The following is a 24,983-nucleotide window of genomic DNA, read 5'->3' as shown; positions in this document are numbered from 1 at the left end:
AAAAAATGAATTACTCTTGGTCATTCAACGCCCAGTTGTAATCCAAAAATTCAATTTCTGTACTTTCTGAAGCGATTTTCTTAGTATCAGTTTCGCTTAGTGGAGTGCCATCTTTTTCTGACAATGCCCCGCTGTAGTGAGTTAAGAACCCTCTTAAGCTTGTTGAGTCACCCCATTGCACTTCAAAGTCTTCTTTATACCAACTGAAAATTTTCGAAATATGAAGGGTATTGCCATCGTAATAATTGCGGCTATTGTCAGATAAAAAACGAACGGTCTGCTGCTCTAATTGCTCATCTAACTTATCGCCCACATAGGCTTCTTCACGTAATGCAGGACAACCAATACTTGCGCAGTTTACGGCGAAGTGAATGCGAGGTTCGTTGTACACTCCCTTTTCACGAATGAGATTGTGTTCTATATCGTCAAGCGTACGCTTTTCACCTAACAGTGGTGCAAAAGCTTGCTTCCAAGGTGATGAAAAGAAACCACCAATGTCACGAATAGAGGTTAAATCAGGGTATCGGGTTAATATTAAATCGATGGTATACGCATTGTACGCATTAATTAAAAACGCCAACTGCGTGTTTTTATCCCACTGATTAAACGTATCTTTCGACACTGCAGATAAACTTTTCAGATAAGCAGTAAGTTCTGTTTGCGCCGATTTAAAACCCGCATAATCAACTTCTGTGCTCGTGCCTTTAATTTCTACTCCATCACGCGTAGTAACAGGGTTAATAGGCGCAACATATTTCGTTAGCATTGCTGAAAATGCTTCATGTAGAGAAGCTTCAGCATGAGCTACCACCGGCGTCGCCAGTAGTAACGCGCCCATTACCATTGATGCTAATCTTGGCGCTAGAGTTGGCGCTAGAGTTGCCCCTAACGCTGCCGCTAAGCCTGACTTTTTAAGCTTTATAACATGCATAGAAAACATAATATTTACTCGCTTATTAACCACGACGCCACGTGTGGAATTTTTCCACATAGCTTAGTAACTTTTCTGGTGTGTTAGCGCGCTTCCATGTACCAGCAGTGTTTTTGGCACCCTCGGCCCACGTTGGGTAAGCGTGAATAGTGCCAAGTAATTTGTTAAGCCCCAAATCGTGCTTCATGGCTAATACAAATTCCGCGAGCAAATCACCAGCGTGTTCAGACACAATGGTTACCCCTAAAATTTTATCTTTACCCGGCGGAGTAAGTACTTTTATAAAACCTTTTCTAGCACTTTCAGCAATGGCTCTATCAAGTTCTTCAAACTCGTAGCGAGTTACCTCCACCTCTATACCTTGGTCAGCGGCATCGGTTTCGCTTAACCCTACCCGCGCTACTTCAGGGTCGATGAAGGTAGTCCAAGGAATAACACGGTAATCAACTTTGAATTTTTTAAAGATACCAAATAAAGCATTTACCGCAGCATACCAAGCGTGATGCGATGCAACATGGGTAAACTGATACGGCCCAACTACATCACCTGCCGCATAAATGTTAGGCATTAAGGTTTGTAGGTATTCATCGGTTTCAATAGTGCGGTCAAATTGAATGCCTAACTCTTCTAACCCAAAACCGTTAAGGCGTGCTTTACGCCCTACCGCTACAATCACTTCATCGTATTCGATAGCGCTTTCTTTGCCGTCTTTCGCGACTACTAGGGTTTTGACACCGTCTTTATTTTCAAAACGAAGGGCGTCGTGGCTGGTTAACACGTTTACGCCACTATCGCGAAGCACGGTTTCTGAAAATTCAGCGACTTCTTTGTCTTCACGGCCCATAAGCTGTGGTGCTCGCTCAACTTGGGTGACATCACTGCCCAAGCGCGCAAAGGCTTGTGCTAGTTCGCAGCCAATCGGACCGCCACCTAATACAATCATTCGTTTTGGCGTTTCTTCTAGCTCAGCAAAACGGCTCCATAGCGTATCAGAAGTTACGTAGCCACTCTCTTCAATACCTGGCAATGGTGGTACAAACGGGCTTGCGCCTGTAGCCACTACAATGCTTTTGGTCGTTAAGGTTTGCATGCCGCCATCGTTTTGCTTAATTTCCACCGTCCAAGGGTCGATGATTTTTGCGTAGCCTTTTACTACATCCACACCCAAACTGGTGTAGCGCTCTACACTGTCTACCGGCGCGATAGTAGCAATAACGTTATGTACACGCTGCATCACTGTTTTAAAAGACATAGTAGGTTCAACACTGTGCAAACCATAGTTTTCAGCTTGACGCATCTGGTTGGCTACTTTTGCAGTTTTGATGAGAGCTTTACTTGGCACGCAACCATAGTTCAAACAGTCACCGCCCATTTCACCGGCTTCCACTAGCGTAACTTTTGCTTTTACCGCTGCGGCAATATAACTGGTCACTAAGCCACCCGCACCTGCGCCAATAACGATAAGGTTTCTATCGAATTTAGCGGGCTTTTTATAGCCTTTGTAAACACGGCGACGCTCAACAAACGCCACAATGGCTTTAGCAATCCACGGGAATATACCGAGTAATACAAACGATAGAATAAGGCCTGGCGATACAATGCCCGATAAGCTGTCTATCTGCGCAAGCTGGGTACCAGCATTTACATATACGATGGTTCCCGCCAACATGCCTAACTGACTTACCCAGTAGAATGTCCACGTTTTAATTGATGTTAAGCCCATCAACAAATTAATCAGGAAGAACGGAAACACTGGCACTAAGCGCAATGTAAACAGGTAAAAAGCGCCTTGTTTTTCAACGCCTTCGTCAATCTTTTTAAGCTTTTCACCAAAACGCTTTCTTACGGTATCGCGTAAAATAAAGCGTGCCACTAAGAAGGCTAAGGTAGCGCCTACACTTGATGCAAACGATACAATGATAAAACCCTGTACTAGTCCAAATAAGGCACCCGCGGCTAAGGTAAGAATGGCGGCACCGGGCAACGACAAGGCCGTTACTGCTACATAAATAGCGAAGAAGACCCCAATGCTTACCAATGGATTTTCTTCAATTTGTTGTGTAAAGGTATCTAATGAGCCTTTCAAACCGTCAAGGGTAAGATAGGTATTCAAATCGAAGTAAAAAAAGCCAAAAACGGCAGCCACCAATACGGCGATAAGTGCAATTTTCTTAAACATAAACTATTCCTTAATTGCGCTTAAAACGCGTATTGCATAGTGAACTGAACGTGACGAGGTGTATTGGGCATGGCCAGGGTAGCGCCAAAGTAACCACCTTCAAACACAGGCTGCCAGTTTTCTTCGTCAGTAATATTAATAACATCAACACGAAGCCGCATATCATCAGTAACCTCATAATCGGCATTTACATCAATATTGATTTGATCCCGAATAAATACAGTTTGTAGGAAATCTAGTGGGAACGACTTGGTGTACAAGGCTGATGCACCAACTTGTAAGTCATCGGTAAGTTGCCAGCCAGCATTTAATGACACGATTTGCGATGGAATGCCCTGCACTAATGAGTCAGACGGAGCAAACGCAGCAAAAGACGGCGAACCAACGCCATTGCCTTCAATAATGTCTGGTCGACTATCGTCAAAAGCATCGGCCACTTGTGCAGTATCTTGAAACGCCGCTGAATCATCGAAGCGCGCATCCAAATAACTGTACGCCGCATTTACCCACACATCTTGCCCTTGGTAGAAAACTTGCAGCTCTGCGCCTTTGGTTTTCACACCACTGTTGCTGCCATCGCGGTTACGTAAACTACGAGTTTGGTCAAATACCGACACTTCACCATACCAATGACTATCAGGAGAATACTTAAGCCCTACTTCGTAAAGGGTATTTTCAGTGGCAAAATTTAGCGGGTTAATTTCGTTGGCACTGGTAAGTGTAGTACCCCCTGCCATGCTATTGGATGTGGCATCATTCTCTGACCACGCCACATAAGCATTAAGTGATTCTGTTAGCTTGTACACCGCACTGAGTTGTACGCTTTCAAGTATATCGTTATAAGTGTCAGAAGCGGCGGTAACACCTTCAGGAGCAAGGGGATCGCGCGCTTCTACATCGTAATAGTCGAATCTAACACCGGCAATGGTTGAAAACGATTCTGTCCACTGTGAACGCTGCTGCAATGCAAGGCCCGTTTGTAAGGTGGTTGAATCCGTGGTGTCGGATAAATTGTAATCCCCTACACCATCGCCATCTATATCGTACTGGGCACCAGGTGATACAAATACGCCGGGACGAAGCTCAACCAATCGTGCTTTTTGTGCATCGGTTAAGGGTATTTCTCGGTTACTTAACGGGCCGGTTAAATCTACAGGGCTGTCAGCTTCAGTCGTAAACTGGCTGTAACCTAATACATCGTTGTAACGTAACGCCAAACCAAATGTGGTGGTTTGCTTATCGTTCCAAACCACGTCTAATTCAGTGCGATTCTCGAACGCATCGGCACCATCAATAATTTCTACAAAGCTATTTTGAGCAATTTCTTCACGGGTTAGGTGTTGATAATAGGTCATGTTACGTAGCACAAGGCTATCTGAAAATTGATGGGTTAAATTGCTGCGCAGTACAGTAGTTTCAGCACCATTAATATCATCAGGGTGGGTATACACCTGACTTCGGGGAATAACCACTTCACCGGTTGGTGAGATAATAGCGCCCGCTCTAGGTACGGTACTGCCATTCGCTTGTACGCCTTGGCCCGTTATATAAAGGTTGTTATCAATCAGGTTTTGCGTGGGGCGATTAATACCTGCAATGTCAGGATATTCGGCATCGTAATACTCTGCACTTACGTCCCATGTTGTGGCATCGCTCGGTGTATATCGGTACGCAATAAACAGGTTTTTGTTTTCACGCTCGGCATAGTCGAAAAAGCTGCCATGATCTAGCCACTCAACGCTGACTCTCACCCCACTTTTGCCTTCTTCAATGGCGGTACCATAATCAAGCTGCGCCGAGTATTGATCCCAACGACCAGCGCGCAACGTGATATTCCCTTCGCTATCTGCAGTAGGCGCAGTTTTGGTTTGCAGATTCACAAAGCCACCATTTCGCTGCGTGCTGCCAAACAGCACGGGCGATGGCCCTTTCACTACATCTAGTTGTTCAACACTATTGAATGAAACCGGTAAACCAAAACCATTGTTACCTGATTGGCGGCGTATACCATCTTGAAATAGCTCGCCCAATTGCCCACGTATACTTGGCAAACTAGGGGTACCAAAACCGCTAGATGCATAAGCGTTAGGCGCAGCTTTTACAATATCGTGTAAGGTATTGATGTTTAATGCATCCATAGCTTCAGCCGACAAAGACGTTACCGCTCGGGGCGTATCAGCTGCCGACATGCCAGCGCCAAATAATCCACTTAACGTATTGTCGCCAGGGTTTAACGGGTTTAGCACTTGCTGATTTCCAGTCACCTCAACGACTTCTATATCTTTTTTTATGTCATTTTTGTCGATGGTATCAAGCGTGTCAGCTTGCTGAGCTTGCAGCCCTTGGCTTACAGATAGAGCCAGTGCACTGATGGCAAGCCCAATATTATTTCTCATTCGTATTTTTACCTTACAAGATTGCTTACTCGACAAGACCGACACCCGGCTAAAAATATTTCATAAGCATTTTTATTTTTTTCTATGAAAGTTTTTGAAATTTAATATGAAAACCCCCGTTCTTTATCGCTACACAAATAAATAGGAGTTAAAATGCAATCTCAACAAACCACTGATATTTCCCATCGCCTCAGTTGGTCTCTACTCGCCCTTCGTGTTTCTGTTTTCATTGTTATGTTCGTGTGGACATTAGACAAATTCGTTAACCCTGCACATAGCGCAAAGATATTTGAACATTTTTATTCAATTGGTGGCGTACCAGAAACAGCCGTATACATTTTAGGTGCATTTCAGTTGGCACTGGTTCTTGCTTTCGTTGCCGGTATCGCAAAGCGTTACACCTACGGTTTAATTTTCTTACTTCACGGCGGGTCAACCTTGTCGTCATTTCCGCAATACTTTGATGCCTTCAACAACATGTTGTTTTTCGCTGCATGGCCAATGTGGGCGGCGTGTTTTGCCCTTTATTTATTAAGAGATGCAGATACTCGTTTTGCGTTAGGCAAATAGAGTATATCCAGCAGCTTAAACGCCGCCGGTATCTTAGATAAAATCTTAGATAAATATTTACTTATATATAGCAGGTTTAGTTCATTTTGGCAGTAGTATAAAGCTGCTGCCATTCTGTTTCTTCCACCGGCATTATCGATAACCTACCGCCCTTTTTAACCAAACCTATTTCTGTAATGTTAGGCATTGCCTTAATAACAGATAGCGGCAATACACTTTCAAACTTTTCAACAAACTTTACATCGACCCGAAACCACCGCGGATTTTCACGCGTAGATTTGGGGTCGTAGTAATTGGATTCAGGGTTGAACTGGGTTTCATCTGGGTAACCTGCCTTTACTACTTCTGCTACCCCGGCGATACCGACTATTTTGCAACTCGAATGATAGATGAAAACCTGATCGCCAACGGCGACCTTATCGCGCAAAAAGTTTCTTGCTTGGTAGTTACGCACCCCGTCCCAAGGTTCTGTTTGGTCAGGCCGTGAATTTAAATCATCAATGCTGAATGCATCGGGTTCTGTCTTAAATAACCAGTAAGCCATACATTTTCTCGTTATTATCGTAATTGATATAGCAATGCAGTATAACAAAGGCGGTGAATTTAACGACAGCGCTATACCTTGGTTGCTGAGTACTGGTATAATAGGTGTTCGGTCTACAATGTTTATATTCGCTTTAAGCAATTTCATACTCGCCTATGGCTATTTATTCTGGCTCTTGGCTATTTATGGCTCTTGGCAGTTTTGTATTTGCGATTAGCAATATGAACGATGATGTACTGACCTACTTAATTCTTTTTTTCTCTGCTATATGTGAATCTTATGCAAGCCACCATTAAGGCCGATCGCGGTCTATTTTCTTATCCTAAATATTGGCCGCACTGCCTTGGTACTGCGCCGTTTCTTCCCATGTCTAAAGAGGAAATGGATACCCTAGGATGGGACAGCTGTGACGTTATCTTAGTGACTGGTGATGCGTACGTAGATCACCCAAGCTTTGGTATGGCAGTTATTGGCCGTGTACTTGAAGCCCACGGTTTTCGTGTAGGTATCATTTCTCAGCCCGATTGGACGAGCAAAGACGCCTTCATGACCCTTGGTAAGCCAAATTTATACTTCGGTGTTACAGCGGGTAACATGGATTCCATGATCAACCGCTATACGGCAGATAAAAAACTTCGTCACGACGACGCTTATACAGCAGGTAATGTTGGCGGCAAACGCCCAGATCGCGCGGTTACCGTATACGCACAACGATGCCGTGAAGCGTTTAAAGGCACGCCTGTTATTGCCGGCGGTATTGAAGCTAGCTTGCGCCGTATCGCCCATTACGATTATTGGAGCGAAAAAGTACGTCGTTCTGTATTGTTCGACTCCAAAGCTGACATGCTCTTTTTCGGTAATGCCGAGCGCCCATTGGTTGAAGTTACCCACCGCTTAGCGGCGGGTGAAACTATTGATGAAATGCGCGATATACGCGGCACCGCTATTATCGTGAAAGAAGCACTACCTGAGTGGCAAGGGGTTGATTCAACCTCGTTAGATCGCCCCGGTAAAATCGAGCCTATCTCAAGCCCTTATCAAATGGAGCCTGAGTGCGACTCGCAAGATAAAGATAATGCAAACAGCGAAGCGCCTGAAGCCGCGCCCGTCGTGATACAGCCTCCGGAACGCCGCAAGCCTTGGGAAAATGTATACGTTAAGCTACCGGCGTACGAAACAGTAAAAGATAACAAAGTCTTGTATGCCCACACGTCACGTATTTTACACCAAGAAACCAACCCTGGTTGTGCTCGTGCATTAATGCAGCGCCATGGCGACAGACATATTTGGATAAACCCACCCGCCATGCCTTTGGAAACTGAGGAAATGGACGCGGTATTCGACCTTCCTTATCAGCGTGTGCCTCACCCTGTGTATGGCGATGCCACTATACCCGCTTACGATATGATTAAGTTCAGTATCAATATTATGCGCGGGTGTTACGGCGGTTGTACTTTCTGTTCTATTACAGAGCATGAAGGGCGAATTATTCAAAGCCGCTCTGAAGACTCGATTATTCGTGAAATTGAAGAAATTCGCGATACCGTACCTGGGTTTACCGGTGTTATTTCAGACTTAGGTGGCCCTACGGCAAATATGTATCGTTTGCGCTGTAAGAGCCCTAAAGCCGAAGCCACGTGTCGTCGTCCATCTTGTGTATATCCGAGTATTTGTGCGCATATGGATACCGATCATAAGCCGACCATCGATTTATATCGTCGTGCTCGTGAATTGCCCGGCGTGAAGAAAGTGCTTATCGCTTCTGGTGTTCGTTACGACTTGGCGGTAGAAGATCCTGAGTACGTAAAAGAGTTAGCGCTACATCACGTTGGCGGCTATTTGAAGATAGCCCCAGAGCACACCGAAGACGGCCCATTATCTAAAATGATGAAGCCGGGTATGGGCAGCTATTACCACTTTAAAGAGTTGTTCGATAAATATTCGCAAGAAGCGGGTAAGAAACAATATCTTATTCCGTACTTTATTGCCTCGCACCCAGGCACCACAGACGACGATATGTTGAATTTGGCGATTTGGCTGAAAGAGAATAAGTTTAAGCTTGATCAAGTGCAGAACTTCTATCCTTCACCAATGGCGACGGCAACGACTATGTACCACACCGAAGTGAATTCACTTCGCAAGGTAACAAAAGACAGTGAAGATGTGCCTTCGGCTAAAGGTGAAATACACCGACGCTTACACAAAGCTATGCTTCGATATCACGATCCTAAGAACTTCGCGCAAATTCGTGAAGCCCTTAAGCGTATGGGCCGCGAAGATTTAATAGGCCGTGGCGCACAGCACTTAGTACCGCCTGAAACCGCAGATGAAAAACGTCAAAAAGCAGTAAAAGGCAGAAATGGCGAACGTGGATTAACTAAGCACACGGGTTTACCGCCAAATTTCCAACGGAAAGGCCGTGGTAAAAACAACACTGCTGGCGCTTCTAGCGAAAATAGAGGTGGGAATAAAACTGAGAACAGAAACGGCGGTAAAAGCGGCGGGCAAAATCGTGGACAGAACACGCCAAGCTCACAGCGAAGAGGGAAACCAACAGCAAAACGCTAGTTTCCCCTATCGCTTTATACTAACGATTTGTTAGTTATTTTTTGTAAGCACTTTTTGTAGGCACAGCAATACCTTTGCTGTGCCACTTAAATACCACAAACACTAAATCGATATCACCGGTATTTTTCACCCCGTGTTCATCCCAAGGGGCTGCGTATAGCATGTCGCCGGTATTAGCCTTAAACACTTCACCTTCAACGCTCCACTCCCCACTTCCCTGAGTCACCAATAGAAACTCTTCGTCACTATGTTCGTGAGGTGGGTGTATTTCTACACCGGGCTTAATAACTGCCATACCCGCTAATGATTGGCTAGTACCAAAGGTTTCATCATTGTGATAGCTATAGAATATCCAACCCTCGCCTTCATCAATGGCTGCTTTGGCCTGTGGGATTACCTGTGTTTTGAAACTGTCGCCAGAAATCACTTTGCCAGTGTCATTCTTATTAACCGCAAAAGTATCTGGGGCATAAGCAATAGAAAAACTGCCAAAAACACCTAAAATAACGGTTAACATTATAGGTAAATTACGCTTCATTCATCCTCTCCCTTTGGTAAATTTGCTTTTTCAACCACCGCCACAGACGACGCAGTTAGGCTGCTAATGTATAGCATATCTGCCGTTTCTAACACCCCTGTTGTCAGTGGATAATTTCCACTTGGATCTTGTAAGTCATTTGTCACCTTGCCTTGTTTATTTAATTTTATTACATGGCCGTAGGCTTTTGCTTTGGGGCGCAATGATGCAGGCAAGCGCTGTACTACTTTACGCAAAAATGGAGAGTTTGATAAATCGTCTAACGAGGCGGAACGCGGTGAAGCAAACCCTACCCAGTAGCCACCGTCGGGTGCTGTGGCAATATTATCGGGAAAGCCGGGTAAGTTATCGATGAACACATCTACCAAACCTGTTTTGGGCCCAGCAATGAAGTAACGTAACACTCGGTAGCTACCAGTTTCGTTCACCAAAACATATTGCTGGTTATGGCTGATAGCAACCCCATTGGCAAAGACTAACCCATCCATTAAAACAGTAGTGACGTTGGTATTTGGATTGTACGCGAGTAATCGGCCATTACCTTTGTGCTCTAAAATTTCTAACAAGCTGCCGCTAAGTGTTCCGCCATAGGCTTTTGCACTAAATTTAGTGGTGGCGTCAGAAAAATATATCATGCCATTTTCTGCCACATCTACATCGTCAGCGTACACAATGGGCGTGCCATCAACAGCATCAGTTAGCAAGGTAATGACACCTGATGGCGAAACAGAAAGTAACCCCAGGTAAGCATCTGCCACAATAAGATTATCGCTGGCATCGAACTCCAACCCAAGCGGCCTCCCGCCCGTGTTAACCCAAGGTGTAAAATGGGTATCGTTGGGTGCTAATAGCATGATAGTGCCAGAATGCGTGGCCGTGGCGATAGTGCCATCACTTCGCAGAGCAAAATCTTCTGGGCCGTATTCTCTTTTTATTGTGGTGGCTTCTTTATGGCTCAAGGCTGTTAATTCGCCTAAGGCTATAGCATGGGCGAAGGATAGCTTATCATTGACGTGATGAACGCCGCTATAGCCTTTATCTTTTGGTGTATTCCATGCGTCCGGTTCAACCGGTACAGGCCAAAGTAGTAAATACCCCATCACGGCTATCAAAGCACTTATGACTAAAATTCGCATGCGCTACCCTTATTAATTCCATCTAAAAATGTATAACTGTAGCAATAGCATGTTCCCAACCTGGGGTTAAATTCAGATTGGTGATTATTCAATATGGTTGAAAGCTATAGGCAGTTAAAACACGACCAATCAATGCCCACTAAGTAGGTAAATGGATGTTTAATAAAAAGAACAAGTGATCGCGTTAAGGCGAAGTCAAAGATGACTGTGGAGATGGAGTCGGAAGTGGAGATAAAGGTAAAAGAAACGAAATGTAGACACAAAAAAGCGCGGCTTTCACATTTTGGTTATTTAACCTAAGTAAAAGCCACGCTGTATTAGTTAACGCTACCAATGCAGTCGTGTTTGTACAGTATATTAAGCCATTGGCGATTGCGTTTCAGTCGATACTGATGCGCTCTTGTCGCCATTACCATCTATATTGTGCGTTGTTGTTTGATTTTCTTTTTGAAAATTCGACAGTAGAGTTTCACGCTTAAGTAAAGTGTTACCTCGTAAAATACTCCATACAACATTAATCAGCATGGGTATGTTTAATTGCAACGATGCCACCGAAAGTGCATGTTCTCCGTTCACAGCGCTATAAATAAATAGAAGCAATAACACACTGATACCTGAAATTATCAGCCACACTGGTTTGGTAAGCCGCTTTATGGCCACCGTAAGTGCTACATTTAACACCATTAGTCCCCAAAATACTGCAATTAACGAACCTGAAAAGAACATATCTGCTATTGCCGTGAACGCCAATGCACTCACACTGCCCCACACCGTGCAATACCACAAACGCGTGGCCAACACAGGATGCGCTTTTTTAGATAACCACACTTCCATTCCCGATACGCACAGCATGGATAGCATGATACCCAAAACAAAATACAGTACTTTACTCGGTATTCCTGCAAAGTCGCCAAAGTGAAGGCGATAAACAGCCCACAACAATTGCTTACCCCATGCGCCATCGTCGTAACCGGCAGTGCCTAAATAATTACCTGCGGTATCAAATCGATATGCTTCACCGTATATCATTCGCCCAGGTACTTGTGCATAAATTTCAATGAACTGTTCAGGTTTGTTCACCTCGTGAACAGTCACAAATATAAGCGGGTTTTCTGGGGCTATGGTTTCCATTTGCGCGATGGCTTTACCTATCGCTGGTTTACCTTCTTGCGCTTCAATGACTGGGTCGGGGGTAAATACTTGGTTTATTACCGCATCCCTGTCACCGCCATAATTTAATTGTGCCACTAGCACCAGTACGATACCGGCTAAACCAAAATAGGTTCCTGTTATTGCAATGACTAAATGAAATGGTGATGCCCAAAGGCCAAAGCGATTGTGCAAATCAATTTGGCTTTGTTGACCATTGCCGCCTCTTCTAAGTTTAAACGCATCTTTCGCTATACGCTTATGGGCGATAACTCCTGTGAAGATAAGGGTACATATTATGGCGCCTAAGGCACTCACCAGTATCATCCCCCAGCTATGCGGTAAGTTGAGGTACAAATGTAAATCCACCAACATTTGGGTGAAGGCTACATTTTCTTTTTCAAGCAAATTACCTTGTTCATCTGCAAAGTATGCGGCGTGGTCGTTCTCTACTACCAACCTTGGAATACCTGATGTAGGGAGCACCACAAATAGATGATCTGTTTCTTCGGGATGCTTAGTTAAAAAGCTGTCCATCGCCTTTTCTACTGCCCCATCCTCGACGGATTCAAACTCGGGAATATGCGGTTGTTCCCACCGTTCAAATTCTAAATGGAATACGGCGATAGTGCCTGACAGGCAGACCAAAAAAAGGAGTACGCTTAAAAATACGCCAACCCAGCTATGTGCATTTAGGGCTGATTGTTTTGTCGCTTTGTTCATTTTAATTCCTAAATTGGCATTGCCATCAGTATTGCTACACTTACTGCTGTTGCTACAAGATAGCCGCCAACCGTTTTAATTTTTTTCGATGTAGCTAGGTAGTGGTAAACTGCAAGCCCCCAAATGATGGGTGATATCACCATACAGGTAGCTAACTGCCCTGTTATATCCATCGGTAATAATGCACAAATCGCTAGTGATGCAACAACGCTAAATACCAGTAACAGCAGCAAAACTACGATGTAGTGCAAAGCATGCTGAATTGATGTGCGAGGAGAAAAGTCTAGTTTTCTGGGCTGGGGGATTTGAAGCGGTACAGCCATGTGAGACTGATTCATTGCAATAAACGGCCACACCAAAAGGCCGGGCAAACATAACGCGTATAGTACTCCAAACTCCCAACCCACAGAGAGTGACCAGGCTATAGAAGATAGAAGCCAAACGCCTATCCCCACATACAGCATAGGGCCAGTTTGACGCCGCCAACTTTGATAGACTGCCGCTATAGAGGCTAGAGAAAGGCCGCTTGCGGCAAATAACATGAACATAACTTACCTTTATATATTTTTATTGGTGCTGAAATGTTTAAACGCTCGGCAAGCGAAAAATAGCCGTCACCCGGCAGGTTTAATGCTTAGCCTTGTAAGGTTTTATTACGCGTTTTCTGATCAACTGATGTTATGTATAAATTACCAAAAAACAGCGGCTAATGAAAACAATAATTATTCCTATTTGATATTTTATTGAGGATAAATAGCGCGAAATTCTCTTCATAAAAAAGGCCGACTTACGTGAGTAAGTCGGCCTTATGTATTGCGCTAATTATTAGAAATAATAATTAGGCAGCTTGTGTTTCTTCGTCCATCTCTATGACTTCGTGGCTTAGCAAGTATTCAAATGCTGCTAATGACGCTTTTGCACCCTCGCCCATTGAAATAACGATTTGCTTGTAAGGTACTGTTGTAACATCACCGGCTGCAAATATACCTGGTGCAGACGTGTTGCACTTAGTATCGATAACGATTTCACCGTACTTACTCATGTCAACCACGCCTTCCATGAATTGACTGTTTGGTACTAGGCCAATCTGTACGAACACACCCGAAAGCGGGAGAGTATGGAGTTCTGTAGTATTGCGATCTTGATACTCGATAGCATTAACTTTTCCATTCTCAGCAGTGATTTGATGCGTCGCTGCGTTTCTGATAATCGTGATATTTTCACGTTTTTCAGCTTGGTCAATCAGTACTTGGTCAGCTTTAAGTTCTGGCATGAATTCAAATACCGTTACCGATTTAACAATACCCGCTAAATCAAGTGCCGCTTCAATACCCGAGTTGCCACCTCCAATAACTGCAACGTCTTTACCTTTAAAGAAAGGACCATCGCAGTGTGGGCAGTACGCCACGCCATTACCTACGTTTTCTTTCTCACCTGGCACACCAAGTTCTCTCCAACGTGCGCCTGTTGCAACAATAATTGAACGAGTACGAATTTGCTCGCCAGACGATAACGTAATAGTTTTAACATTACCTTGTTCTACAGAATCAACACGAACGTGCTCTTTAAGCGTAATATCATAATCGTTCATGTGTTCCATTAAGTTACCTACTAGCTCAGGGCCGGTAGTTTTAGATACCGAGATAAGGTTCTCAATACCCATTGTATCTTTCACTTGACCACCGAAACGATCGGCAACCACAGTCACTTTTAAACCTTTACGTGCGCTGTATATCGCTGATGCCACGCCCGCTGGACCACCACCAATTACGGTAACGTCTTGTAGCGGTAACGACTCACCCTTGTTCGCCTCTTTTAGCGAAGGGTCACGTTCGATAAGTTTATCGATAAGAACCGATGCATCGACCTTACCATTAGCGAATAGCTCACCATTTAGGTAAACGCTTGGAACGCCCTGAATATCACGTTCTGCTACTACGTTTTGATACAATCCACCGTCAATCATTTCAGACGTAATGTTTGGATTAAGTAGTGCAAATTGGTTAAGCGCTTGAACGACTTCTGGGCAGTTATGGCAGCTTAAGCTGATAAATACTTCAAAGTTAAGTTCTTCTTTAACGCCTTTAACAATCGCTTTTACGCTGTCATCAATTTTAAGCTCGGTACCTGATGCGTGAAGCATACCTAAGATAAGCGAGTTAAATTCGTGACCGCCAGGAATACCAGAAAAGCGAATGCCTGTATCTTCACCATCAGCCTCTAGTAAAAAGCTGATTGAGCTGCGTAAAACACCGTTAGTGTCGCGCTCTTCAAGGCTTAGTTTGTCACTTACACCAGCAATGTCGGACAGAAACGACACAAGCTCTTCACGCTTGCTGTGTTCACCGGTCTGTACGACGAAGGTTACGTTTTTCTGCATTGACTCAGCATAGCCTTTCAACGCTTGTAAAATTTCTTTAGTTAACACGGTAGTCTGCCTTATTTTCGACACGCCGATCCCCGCCAACCATTTTTCAGGCTAACAATATAAGCAGGAATTGGAAATTAATTAGATAGGGAGTGGAGACCCACTCCCATACTTACTTATAAATTACTTATAAGCGCTAAGCGGTTGCTTAGATTTTGCCTACTAGGTCAAGAGAAGGAGCTAGTGTAGCTTCGCCTTCTTTCCATTTAGCTGGGCAAACTTCACCTGGGTGAGAAGCAACGTACTGAGCAGCTTTGATTTTGCGAACTAGGTCGTCTGCATCACGGCCGATACCTTCAGAAGTGATTTCCATCGCTTGAACGATACCTTCTGGGTCAACAACAAATGTTGCACGGTCAGCAAGACCCATAGTTTCACGCATACAATCGAAGTTGCGAGTGATTTCACCAGTAGGGTCGCCAATCATTGCAAACTTGATTTTGTTGATAGTGTCAGACGAATCGTGCCACGCTTTGTGAGTGAAGTGAGTATCAGTAGATACTGAGAATACTTCTACGCCACGAGACTGAAGCTCTTCGTACTTATCAGCAATGTCGCCAAGCTCAGTTGGGCATACAAAAGTGAAATCTGCTGGATAGAAAACAAATACTGCCCACTTACCGCTGATATCTTCGCTGCTTACTTCGATGAACTCGCCGTCTTTAAATGCTTGTGCTTTGAACGGTTTGATAGCAGTGTTAATTAATGCCATGTTTACTTTCTCCATTAAGTGAATAAATTTTGTATTGTTAGTAAAGTCCTAACCAATACAAATAGTACGAAATATTACAAAGCCCAGTGCAACCAACCAGAATCGGTTTTGGTTAAACTCGACTTCGTTGAAACTGGTGATAAGAATAGCGCGGTTTTTTTAAAAAAACTAATTGGTATTTTTGAATGTTTCAATCAAATTTACCAATCAATAATATAAATTAATCGCAAAAATCCCGAACAAGCGAAATTTCTCACATTCCACCTCCCCACGCAAGCCTCGCATTCAAAAACCAATAAAGGTAATGTTAACGCCATCATTGTTACAACGGCATTGCAGTTATGGATCGCGCGAAATTTCTTAATCAAGAAATTGCTAAAATTGATGGCACCCGACCTTCTCCCCACTTAGCTAAACATTTAAAAATGGCCTTAAGCCCGTTTGTATTTTACCGCGGTAGCGCACAACTATTTTATGCAGACCTAGCAAATCGCCACTTACCAGTGCCAGAGGCATGCTTTTCGATGTCACTGACCAGTGTAATGGGTGATTGCCATACGTCTAATTTTGGTTTTCTCACTGAGGAAGGCTCACACGGCGACACCGTTATTTTTACGCCGAACGATTTTGACGATGCCTGTGTTGGCTATGCACATTGGGATATTCTTCGCTATCTTACTTCACTGTCTCTGGTAGAAGCTCATTGCAAAGGTATTTCTGAAGGCCGCTTTTTGATAGACATGCCAGACCCGTTAAAACCTGCAGTAGACCCCCACCAGGTTAAACATGCTCAATCTCTTTTCATTCAAGAGTACGTTGCAACATGCCAACGCGTAACTGAAGATGCGACGGTTATCAATGAAGCAATGGAACAAGAGCCTGATGGAAAATTGAAAAAATTCTATCGCAAAGCATTGGAACGTTCGTCTTGCGGTGAAAAGTTCGAATCTAAAAGTGCGCTAGCTAAAGCGGTTCATTTAACGCAGGATGGCCTAAAATTTAAACACATCACCGATAAATACACGCCGCTGAGCCCAGCAGAACATCAGCAGGTGTTAACGGCATTCGCACCCTATATGGATGATGACATTGTTGATATCACCAGCAGGGAAAATGCCGGAACCGGTTCGGTAAATATGCGCCGTTTCTATTTCTTAGTTGGCCCCAAAAAACCGCATAACGCTGAAAGTTTTCGTTATTGCCATATTGTTGAGGTAAAACAACAGCGCAAAGCCGCGCCCTTATTCTACTTCGATAATGTGTGTCCGGTGAATCGATTGAACCCTGCTCATTTAACCGCACGGAGCCAACGACGAATGCAGCGCCGTCCAGATTTATTGCTAGATGAAGTTATTTGGGATAATGCACACTGGTTAATTCGCTCACGCCACCACGCCAAAGTAGGATTAGATCCCCATGATATTGGTATGGGAAATAAAGCGCGAAATGGAGACTTTGGTTATTTCGCTAAACTGTGCGGCTACACCCTTGCGTTAGCCCATTGTCGTGGTGACAGGCGAAGTACACGGTTTGCGAAAAGCGCCGTAAAAGCGTTAAACCACCATACAAATAGTGCGCTAATCAGTAGTGCTAATCATTATGCAAAGCAAGTTATTGATGATCACACTTGGTTTTGCGATACGCTAAAAAATACTTAATGTGGGGGTTTATCGTCTAGCGATAAGAAGCGTGCACTGAAGAATTTTTTGTCTTTGTAGTGTTATTTATAGATGCAAAAAGCCTTTTATGACGAGCCAATGTCATAAATAACTTTATTTGAATAGACTAAGACGCTGATTTATATATACATATTAAAAATAAACTTGAATAACGTTAAGTCATTCCTGCGTTGACATTATAGTTATAGGCTAGGTCTAGCAATAACAAAGAGGGTCTGCTTTGACAGACCTAATAATAAAAGACCTAAGAGGGAAACAACCAGTGAAAACTCCATTGTCACTTATAACAGCAGGTATTCTTACTGCATTTTCGGCCAATGCCAGCGACTTAGTTATCAGCGGTGTTGTTGATGCGTCACTTACCGGCGGCCTTCCTAAAGCTGTTGAACTTTACGTTGTAAACGATATTCCAGATTTATCGGTCTACGGGCTTGGCTCAGCCAACAATGGCGGCGGCACTGATGGCGTAGAATTTACTTTCCCAGCAGATAGCGCCTCAGCGGGTAGTTATATTTACGTAGCATCTGAAATTGATGGTTTTACTGAGTTTTTCGGTTATGCACCAGACTACGATACTTCGGCCATGGGTATTAATGGCGATGATGCGGTAGAGCTTTTCGAAAACGAAGCCGTTGTTGATACTTTCGGTGACATTAATGTTGATGGTAACGGCACAGCATGGGAATACCTAGACGGTTGGGCTTACCGAAAAGATGGTTCAGTCGCTAATGGCGGGACTTTCTCGTCTGACAACTGGACTTACAGTGGCGTTGACGCATTAGATGATACCGCGACCAATGCGGCTGCAACAACTCCCTTCCCTGAAGGTACTTTTAGTACTGAAGGCGGCGGTGATGATGAAGTTCCACCAGAAGAGCCCGTTATTGAGCTAGGCGTTTGTGCTGATGCAGCAACCCTTATTAGTACCATTCAAGGGAGCGGCGATGCTTCAGAAGAAGTTGGTAACAGCCATATTGTTGAAGCCATCGTTACTGGCATGGGTGCGGGCGGTTTCTTCTTACAAGAAGAAACAGTGGATAGCGATGGTGATGATGCCACTTCTGAAGGTATTTTCGTTAACGGTAGCACTACTATTGCGGTAGGTAACGTTGCTCGCCTATACGGTGAAGTAGTTGAAAACTACGGCATGACTACGCTTAACTTAGACAGCGATGTGACTGCACTTGATTGTGGCGCAAGCGATGACGTATTGATGACGACTATCGATATGCCTTACGATTATTCTCTTGAGCCATTTGAAGGCATGCTAGCTTCTGTTGTTGATGCAACGGTAACTAGCACAAACGATTTGTGGCGTTACGGCGAAATTCAAGTAAGTGACAGCGTTAAACGCCAGCCTAGCGACGTAGCAGCACCACTTTCAGACGCATACGTTGAAGCAGTTGCAGCCTCAGAAGCCAGCTTACTTAAAATCGAAGATAACAGCAGTGCTAGTTACCCAGACAGCATTAACTACTTCCCTACCTTTAGCTACGCAAATGCTATTCGTATTGGTGATACTGTGTCTGCAAGCGGCCCGCTAAACTATAGCTTCGGTGCGTTTAGAATTAACCCTACCGAAGTGATTACAGTAACTTCTACTCGCGAAGCGAACCCAGTGGTAACTGAAGGTAACTTATCAATTGCTACCTTCAACGTTCTGAACTACTTCAATGGCGAAGTAGATGCAAACGGCGATGTAACCTTCGATTTCGATGCAAACCGTGGCGCTGAAGACGAAACTGAATTCGCTTTACAAGAAGCACGTATCGTTGAAGCCATTGTAGGCTTAAACGCTGACGTGGTTGGCTTAATGGAAATTGAAAACGACGGTTTTGGCGATGACAGCGCTATCGTTAGCCTAGTCGCTGCTGTTAATGCAGAACTTGCCGATACCGAACAGTACTCATTCATCAGCACTGCTGATAGCACAGCAATTGGTACTGATGCAATTACTGTTGGTTTGTTATACCGCGCAACTATTGTAACGCCTGAAGGTGATGCACAAGTAGTAGACATGCCAATGCAGCAAATTGATGAAGACAGCGTTGCACAAATGCGCCCTTCTTTAATTCAATCGTTTGCCCACATTGAAAGCGGTAAAACCTTTGCTGTTGCCGTTAACCACTTTAAATCGAAAGGTTCAGAGTGTGGTGAAGATCTTGCTGAAGCAGTCAGTGAAACGGATACCATCCAAGGTAGCTGTAATGCACTTCGTGTATCTGCTGCTATTACACTAGGTGAAGCATTAAGCGATGAAAGCTTACCTGAGCGTATTTTAGTATTAGGTGACTTGAACTCGTACAGTGCTGAAGATCCGGTTGCAGTACTTACCGACTACACCGCTGAAACCCAAGGTTACACGGTAATGACCGCAGCAAATACAGGTATGGACGATGGTGCCTCTGTAGAAGTAACGGCTAATTATGGTTACGTAAATCTTGCAGAAGAGTTTGATGCTGAAGGTTACTCTTACTGGTTCTACGGTACAGAGCAAGTGGGCAGCTTAGACCATGTGCTAGCAAGTGAAACCATGCTTGCTGATGCGGTAGATGGAGCACATTGGAGTATTAACTCTCCTGAAGTTTACCAATTCCAGTATGATCAAGCGCTGACCTATTACGCTGATGAAGACGGCTATGCATTTACTGATGTAGGTCCATTCCGCAGCTCAGATCACGACCCGTTCATTGCAACCTTCAACTTAGAAGCAGAATTTCCAGATGATGGTGACGATGTAGTTGAAGTTGATAACGATTCTGGTGGTTCTATGGGCTTCATTTTAGCACTAATGGCGGGTGTGCTAACCTTTCGCCGCCGTTCAGCTAAGTAAATTCATCAAAAATAACCCCCGTAAATAAATGCTGGCGGTTTAAAACTAAAAAAGGGATGGTTTAAAAACCATCCCTTTTTTATATCTGCTTTATATCCGAGTATTATTTAGTTTGTGCAGGCAAACTATACAGAGCAAGCCTCACTGTCTAATGTATTCATTTATGCTGTAGGGTGACCAAGAACGCCCAAGGCTTCCTTATCGTTAGGCGCTTCTACCTCAAGCCCTAACTTATCAATATACTGATCGCGCTTGTCTGCTTGTGAAGCTGATAACTTTTCGTTAGTTAACATGCGTGCTGCCAGTGTAACCACTTCCAGTTGCTCATCATTCAATGGTTGGGTGCTGTGCAGTTGAAGCAACACCTTCATTAAACTCAATGCAATTTGTTTGTCTTTAGGCGAAATAGTAAGTGCTTGTCGCAAGTTATTGTAAGCAGGCTGCAACCGGTTCTCTTTATAGTGCACCGTAGCCATGTTCTTCAATTCTTTAGTCGTGAACTGTATCTCTGTGCGTTCAATAGACTCTTGCTTGAGATATTCATCGACGACTTGCGAAGAAAAGGTATCACCCTCAATTTGCGTTTTAAGCTTTTCTAAAATACTGATGCACTGCTCACGCATGCCTAGCTCATGAAAAGCTTTCATTTTGTCTAGGTTATCTTCCATCGATTGCCCAGTGGTATGCACTGAACTGGCGTTCATGATTTCCTCAGCCGACTTCTTTTGATTTCGAAGGCACAACATACGCGCTTTAATAACATCAATTTGGTCGCCAAGTTGGATTTGAACCCCTTTTTGCTGACTGATCTCTTCCAAGTCATTTTGCGCACGTTGTATGTATCTATCACCTTCCCCAGCGCCAAGGCTAGTGGCTAAATCGATGGTAGAACGAATTACATTTAAAGAAAGCTCAGGTGAATCATGAATAGAATTTTTGGCAAACTTCGCCATATTTTGAACCGCAGACAACTGACCTACTTTGTCGTGGTTGAGCCTGGCCAAATCCCACAATCGCTTATTACGTTCAATATTACGAGGTGCTAACTTACTCGCTTGTTTCATTTGTTCGTAAGCCAACTCGAACTGCTCTTTTTCAATAAAGTACTGTGCTAGCAAGTCGTAGGTTAAAAATCGAGTGTCTGGGCGTAGTAATAAGTCTTCAACCAAGAGTTGAGCTTCTTCTAGCTCATCCTGACGCAATAACGAACGGGCTAAGCCAATATGCACCCACGCATGATCCATGGTTTGCAGTAGTTCTCGGTAGTAATTTTCAGACGTTTCATAGTCACGCAGTTGCAGCAAACATTCGCCAATTAGGCGCCTAATTCTGGGGTGATAGTCGGATAATGACATGTCTTTTAATTGGCGCTCTGCATAGTACATCGCAGTAGAATAGTCGCCAACCTTCATACAATGCAGCATTTTATGAAGCTTATAGCGTATCTGGAGTAAGTAATTTAAACGAGACTCGATACTGCTTGGCTTCAACGGTTTCACCCAGAAATCGTCAGGCTGCAACTCAACAATACAATTAACCAATTCTGGTGATGTTTCGGCACTTAGAAAGATAACCGTAGTGGTGTCATTGATATGATTTAAGTGCTTTAGCTCTTCGAATAAATGAAAGCCGTCTTTGTCGTGACTCACATTGAATGCAAGCAGCACGAAATCAAAACGCTTTTCTTCACACAAACGAATAGCGTGAAAGGCATTAAATGCACTCACAACATGTTTGATACCAATAGCATGCAACGCAGAGGCTACTACATCGTGCACTAAACCCTGGTTGTCGATAACCAGAACGCGCAAATCCTCTTTTGAGGTGGGAGCAGGAATTTTTTCCAACATTCAACCAATCACTTTTTTTTCTTGTCCCTAAGACTTATCGTAGTTACCACATCTGTTAAATGGAGGGTTTAACTATCTACGATATTATAAGCCAATAACCTACTGTTGGGGTTTAACAGTAACTGCATTACTTGGGAATTATACTTTTGACTTATAGTTTCGATACTAGCATTAGAAGCAAGGGTTTAGCCATAGGTGAATTACTTTGGTGGATCAATATTTTCATTAATACTGGTATTTAACCTAAACCACCCCGCAACTGAATGCCGCTCACGTTTTGCGGTGAGTACCTCGTGCGGAAATACCTCACTAAGAAAAATGGCGATAGTGCCTTTTTCAGGTAACACTCTCACGCCAATGTCATCTTGTTCACTAGCATATAATACTAACTCGCCACCCTCTGTAGCTTGCCAATCATCATTTAAATAGGTCACCACCGATAGCATTCTATTGCTTTCACCTTTGAAAGCATCGAGATGACGTTTGTAAAAATTACCGGGGGCGTAACAGGCAAAGTGGCTCTCGAACGAAAATAACCCCATGAATAAATGGCGATTAATATAGAGCCTTAACGCTTCACACCATTCTAGCCACAACTGCCCTTCTGAAGAGGTGCCGTCTATCCAACATATCTCATCGCTTCTTACTTTTTCGTGGTGTTGAAATTGTTGAGCCCGACCAATCCCCGCGCGCCGATATGCTTGCTTGGACAATGTATCTTGGCAGGCGACCAATGCATCTATAACAAACTCTGGCACGCCTAACGGCCTAATACTAAAGCCCTTTTCTTGTAAATCGCTGACAATATTACTGAAATAATTTTCATCAAAAACATAAAGGGGTGAAGGTAAATCTAACGAGAAACGTTCCATGATTAATTTTGACTTTATACGGCGTTAGCACGAGTAATTGGATGCGGATTTATACGCTTAAGTTACTCACACAGCAAGCTTTAAATGCACAATTAACGAACAATAAATGAAAGCCTAACCTCTTGATTATAACGCATTGGTTTTAATAGGAATAAAACTTGCTTTAAAACCTAGATGACACAAGCATTAATACCGTTAGCCCCACGGAAATAATTATGCTCAAATATGGAAAACAACCACTGGTGGTAAAGGCATGAGTCAGGATCAAACAGTCATTGAAGAAACCGAACATCATTTAGCGCTGCGTAATTTGCGCCTAGATGACTATAACGACGTTAAAGCGTTAATGGATAACGTGTATGCAAACGTTGGAGGAGCTTGGCCTTACAATAACTTTAAGGCACAAGTCACCACGTTCCCCGAAGGTCAAATATGTATTGAAGACAAAGGAAAGGTGGTGGCGTTCGCTATCTCAGTCATTGTGGATTACGACCAATTCGGCGATAAACACAGCTACGATGAAATTACTGGCGATGCTTATCTTACTACTCACGATCCAAATGGAGACGTATTGTATGGTGTTGAAGTCATCGTTTGCCCCGACTATCGAGGGCTAAGACTAGGCCGTCGTTTGTACGAGGCGCGCAAAGAGTTATGTAGAAACCTGAACTTGAAGTCAATAATGGCTGGCGGGCGCATTCCTACTTATAAAAATTATGCGAAAGAACTGTCTCCCTATGAATACATTGAACAAGTAAAATCTAAAGACATTTACGATCCTATTCTCACTTTTCAGCTATCAAATGGTTTTGAAGTAAAACAGGTCCTCAGTGCCTATTTGCCTGAGGATGAAGCCTCGAAAGGCTATGCCACGCTACTGCAATGGCACAACATCTATTATGAGCCTAATAATCCATCGCTTATAACTGGTCGCAAGTCGAGCGCCCGTATCGGATGTATTCAATGGCAAATGCGTTACTTCAACAATGTGGAAGAACTCCTTCAGCAAGTTGAATATTTCGTAGACGCGTTATCGGATTATTCCTGCGATGTGGCATTGTTTCCTGAATTTTTTAACGCACCTTTAATGGGGCTGAGCCCGTCTGATACTTCAATTGATGCTATATGGCACTTAGCCACCTATACCGATGAAATTCTGACTTCCATTTCGCACCTTGCTGTGTCGTACAATATCACTATTATTGCGGGCTCTATGCCTGTGGTAGAAGAAGATGAGCTATACAACGTTAGCTATATTTGTAAGCGCGATGGCACCATAGAAAGTCAGTACAAACTACACCTTACCCCACACGAAAAGAAAGATTGGATAATGAAAGGCGGTAATAGCCTTAAAGTGTTCGATACAGATTTCGGGAAAATCGGGGTACTGATATGTTACGACGTAGAATTTCCTGAACTTGCACGGTTGCTGTCTGAGCAAGAAATGCAGATTCTATTTGTTCCTTTTTGGACAGATACCAAGAACGGCTATCTACGGGTTAGACGTTGTGCCCAAGCCCGCGCCATTGAAAATGAATGTTATGTGGCTATAGCAGGCAGTGTGGGTAATTTACCCAAAGTAGACAATGTTGATATTCAATACGGTCAAACTGCGGTGTTTTCACCTAGCGACTTTGCATTCCCCCACGATGCTATTGTGTCAGAAACCACACCAAATACGGAAATGACGCTGATCGTAGACCTAGATTTAGATAAACTGACTAAACTTCAAAATGAAGGTTCTGTTAGGAATTATCTAGATCGTCGTCGCGATTTGTATCGTGTAGAATGGTTTGACAGCGATACGTAATCGCCATTGGTATTTATAATTAATTCAATATAATATCGATGTTATTATGCGCTAACAATGATATT

17 protein-coding genes are annotated in these 24,983 nt (G+C 43.6%); 5 read left to right on the top strand and 12 right to left on the bottom strand.

The window, feature by feature from the left end:
- Positions 1 to 10: 10 nt before the first annotated feature.
- The 3 genes from AAC006_RS00440 to AAC006_RS00430 all read right to left on the bottom strand — a co-directional run bounded on the left by AAC006_RS00440 (position 11) and on the right by AAC006_RS00430 (position 5,506).
- Positions 11 to 844, bottom strand: a complete 834-nt coding sequence (locus tag AAC006_RS00440) for a DUF547 domain-containing protein (protein WP_260563461.1) — start codon at positions 842 to 844, stop codon at positions 11 to 13.
- Positions 845 to 956: 112 nt separating this feature from the next.
- Positions 957 to 3,110, bottom strand: a complete 2,154-nt coding sequence (locus AAC006_RS00435) for an FAD-dependent oxidoreductase (RefSeq protein WP_339890428.1) — start codon at positions 3,108 to 3,110, stop codon at positions 957 to 959.
- Between the two features lie 20 nt (positions 3,111 to 3,130).
- Positions 3,131 to 5,506: a TonB-dependent receptor gene (locus AAC006_RS00430; protein WP_339890427.1), complete on the bottom strand. Its 2,376-nt coding sequence runs from the start codon at positions 5,504 to 5,506 to the stop codon at positions 3,131 to 3,133.
- Between the two features lie 153 nt (positions 5,507 to 5,659).
- On the opposite strand from AAC006_RS00430, the gene AAC006_RS00425 reads away from it, so the two are divergent.
- Complete coding sequence (locus tag AAC006_RS00425) at positions 5,660 to 6,076, top strand: DoxX family membrane protein (protein ID WP_013783837.1); 417 nt, start codon at positions 5,660 to 5,662, stop codon at positions 6,074 to 6,076.
- 76 nt (positions 6,077 to 6,152) lie between these two features.
- Here AAC006_RS00425 and AAC006_RS00420 read toward each other — a convergent pair whose 3' ends face one another.
- On the bottom strand, positions 6,153 to 6,620 hold the full coding sequence (locus AAC006_RS00420; RefSeq protein WP_339890426.1) for an EVE domain-containing protein: 468 nt from the start codon (positions 6,618 to 6,620) through the stop codon (positions 6,153 to 6,155).
- A 279-nt stretch (positions 6,621 to 6,899) separates the two neighbouring features.
- Here AAC006_RS00420 and AAC006_RS00415 point away from each other — a divergent pair, with 279 nt between their 5' ends.
- Positions 6,900 to 9,188 carry a YgiQ family radical SAM protein gene (locus AAC006_RS00415; RefSeq protein ID WP_339890424.1) on the top strand — a complete coding sequence of 763 codons (2,289 nt, stop codon included), beginning with the start codon at positions 6,900 to 6,902 and terminating at the stop codon, positions 9,186 to 9,188.
- A 34-nt stretch (positions 9,189 to 9,222) separates the two neighbouring features.
- On the opposite strand, the gene AAC006_RS00410 is transcribed toward AAC006_RS00415, so the two are convergent.
- The 6 genes from AAC006_RS00410 to ahpC form a co-directional block, all read right to left on the bottom strand.
- The gene (locus tag AAC006_RS00410; protein ID WP_013783833.1) at positions 9,223 to 9,726 is read right to left on the bottom strand and encodes a cupin domain-containing protein; all 504 of its coding nucleotides are present in this window, start codon (positions 9,724 to 9,726) and stop codon (positions 9,223 to 9,225) included.
- Positions 9,723 to 10,862 (bottom strand): SMP-30/gluconolactonase/LRE family protein, encoded by a 1,140-nt coding sequence (locus AAC006_RS00405; RefSeq protein WP_339350593.1) that lies wholly within the window; start codon positions 10,860 to 10,862, stop codon positions 9,723 to 9,725. Before AAC006_RS00405 ends, AAC006_RS00410 begins: the two co-directional genes overlap by 4 nt.
- A 357-nt stretch (positions 10,863 to 11,219) precedes the next feature.
- Positions 11,220 to 12,734, bottom strand: coding sequence for a PepSY-associated TM helix domain-containing protein (locus AAC006_RS00400; protein ID WP_339890422.1), 1,515 nt, complete (start codon positions 12,732 to 12,734; stop codon positions 11,220 to 11,222).
- 8 nt (positions 12,735 to 12,742) lie between these two features.
- The gene (locus AAC006_RS00395) at positions 12,743 to 13,282 is read right to left on the bottom strand and encodes a hypothetical protein (RefSeq protein WP_244360237.1); all 540 of its coding nucleotides are present in this window, start codon (positions 13,280 to 13,282) and stop codon (positions 12,743 to 12,745) included.
- A 290-nt stretch (positions 13,283 to 13,572) separates the two neighbouring features.
- Positions 13,573 to 15,162 carry an alkyl hydroperoxide reductase subunit F gene (gene ahpF / locus AAC006_RS00390; protein WP_339890420.1) on the bottom strand — a complete coding sequence of 530 codons (1,590 nt, stop codon included), beginning with the start codon at positions 15,160 to 15,162 and terminating at the stop codon, positions 13,573 to 13,575.
- Positions 15,163 to 15,310: 148 nt separating this feature from the next.
- Positions 15,311 to 15,874: an alkyl hydroperoxide reductase subunit C gene (ahpC, locus tag AAC006_RS00385; RefSeq protein WP_013783827.1), complete on the bottom strand. Its 564-nt coding sequence runs from the start codon at positions 15,872 to 15,874 to the stop codon at positions 15,311 to 15,313.
- Positions 15,875 to 16,215: 341 nt separating this feature from the next.
- Here ahpC and AAC006_RS00380 point away from each other — a divergent pair, with 341 nt between their 5' ends.
- Both AAC006_RS00380 and AAC006_RS00375 read left to right on the top strand, forming a co-directional pair.
- Positions 16,216 to 17,532, top strand: a complete 1,317-nt coding sequence (locus AAC006_RS00380) for a DUF2252 family protein (RefSeq protein ID WP_288388891.1) — start codon at positions 16,216 to 16,218, stop codon at positions 17,530 to 17,532.
- 283 nt (positions 17,533 to 17,815) lie between these two features.
- A complete protein-coding gene (locus AAC006_RS00375; RefSeq protein WP_126872782.1) occupies positions 17,816 to 20,386 on the top strand; it encodes an ExeM/NucH family extracellular endonuclease in 2,571 nt (856 codons plus the stop codon).
- 161 nt (positions 20,387 to 20,547) lie between these two features.
- Here AAC006_RS00375 and AAC006_RS00370 read toward each other — a convergent pair whose 3' ends face one another.
- Both AAC006_RS00370 and AAC006_RS00365 read right to left on the bottom strand, forming a co-directional pair.
- On the bottom strand, positions 20,548 to 22,236 hold the full coding sequence (locus tag AAC006_RS00370; RefSeq protein ID WP_126872781.1) for a response regulator: 1,689 nt from the start codon (positions 22,234 to 22,236) through the stop codon (positions 20,548 to 20,550).
- 200 nt (positions 22,237 to 22,436) lie between these two features.
- A complete protein-coding gene (locus AAC006_RS00365; RefSeq protein WP_126872780.1) occupies positions 22,437 to 23,108 on the bottom strand; it encodes a 2OG-Fe(II) oxygenase in 672 nt (223 codons plus the stop codon).
- A 253-nt stretch (positions 23,109 to 23,361) separates the two neighbouring features.
- On the opposite strand from AAC006_RS00365, the gene AAC006_RS00360 reads away from it, so the two are divergent.
- The gene (locus AAC006_RS00360; RefSeq protein ID WP_057791465.1) at positions 23,362 to 24,918 is read left to right on the top strand and encodes a bifunctional GNAT family N-acetyltransferase/carbon-nitrogen hydrolase family protein; all 1,557 of its coding nucleotides are present in this window, start codon (positions 23,362 to 23,364) and stop codon (positions 24,916 to 24,918) included.
- Positions 24,919 to 24,983: the final 65 nt, after the last annotated feature.

The sequence above is a fragment of the uncultured Alteromonas sp. genome, assembly GCF_963976965.1.
Lineage (GTDB): Bacteria > Pseudomonadota > Gammaproteobacteria > Enterobacterales > Alteromonadaceae > Alteromonas > Alteromonas naphthalenivorans.
The sequence above is the reverse complement of the archived record's forward strand: the minus strand, read 5'-3'. Positions and strand labels throughout refer to the sequence as shown.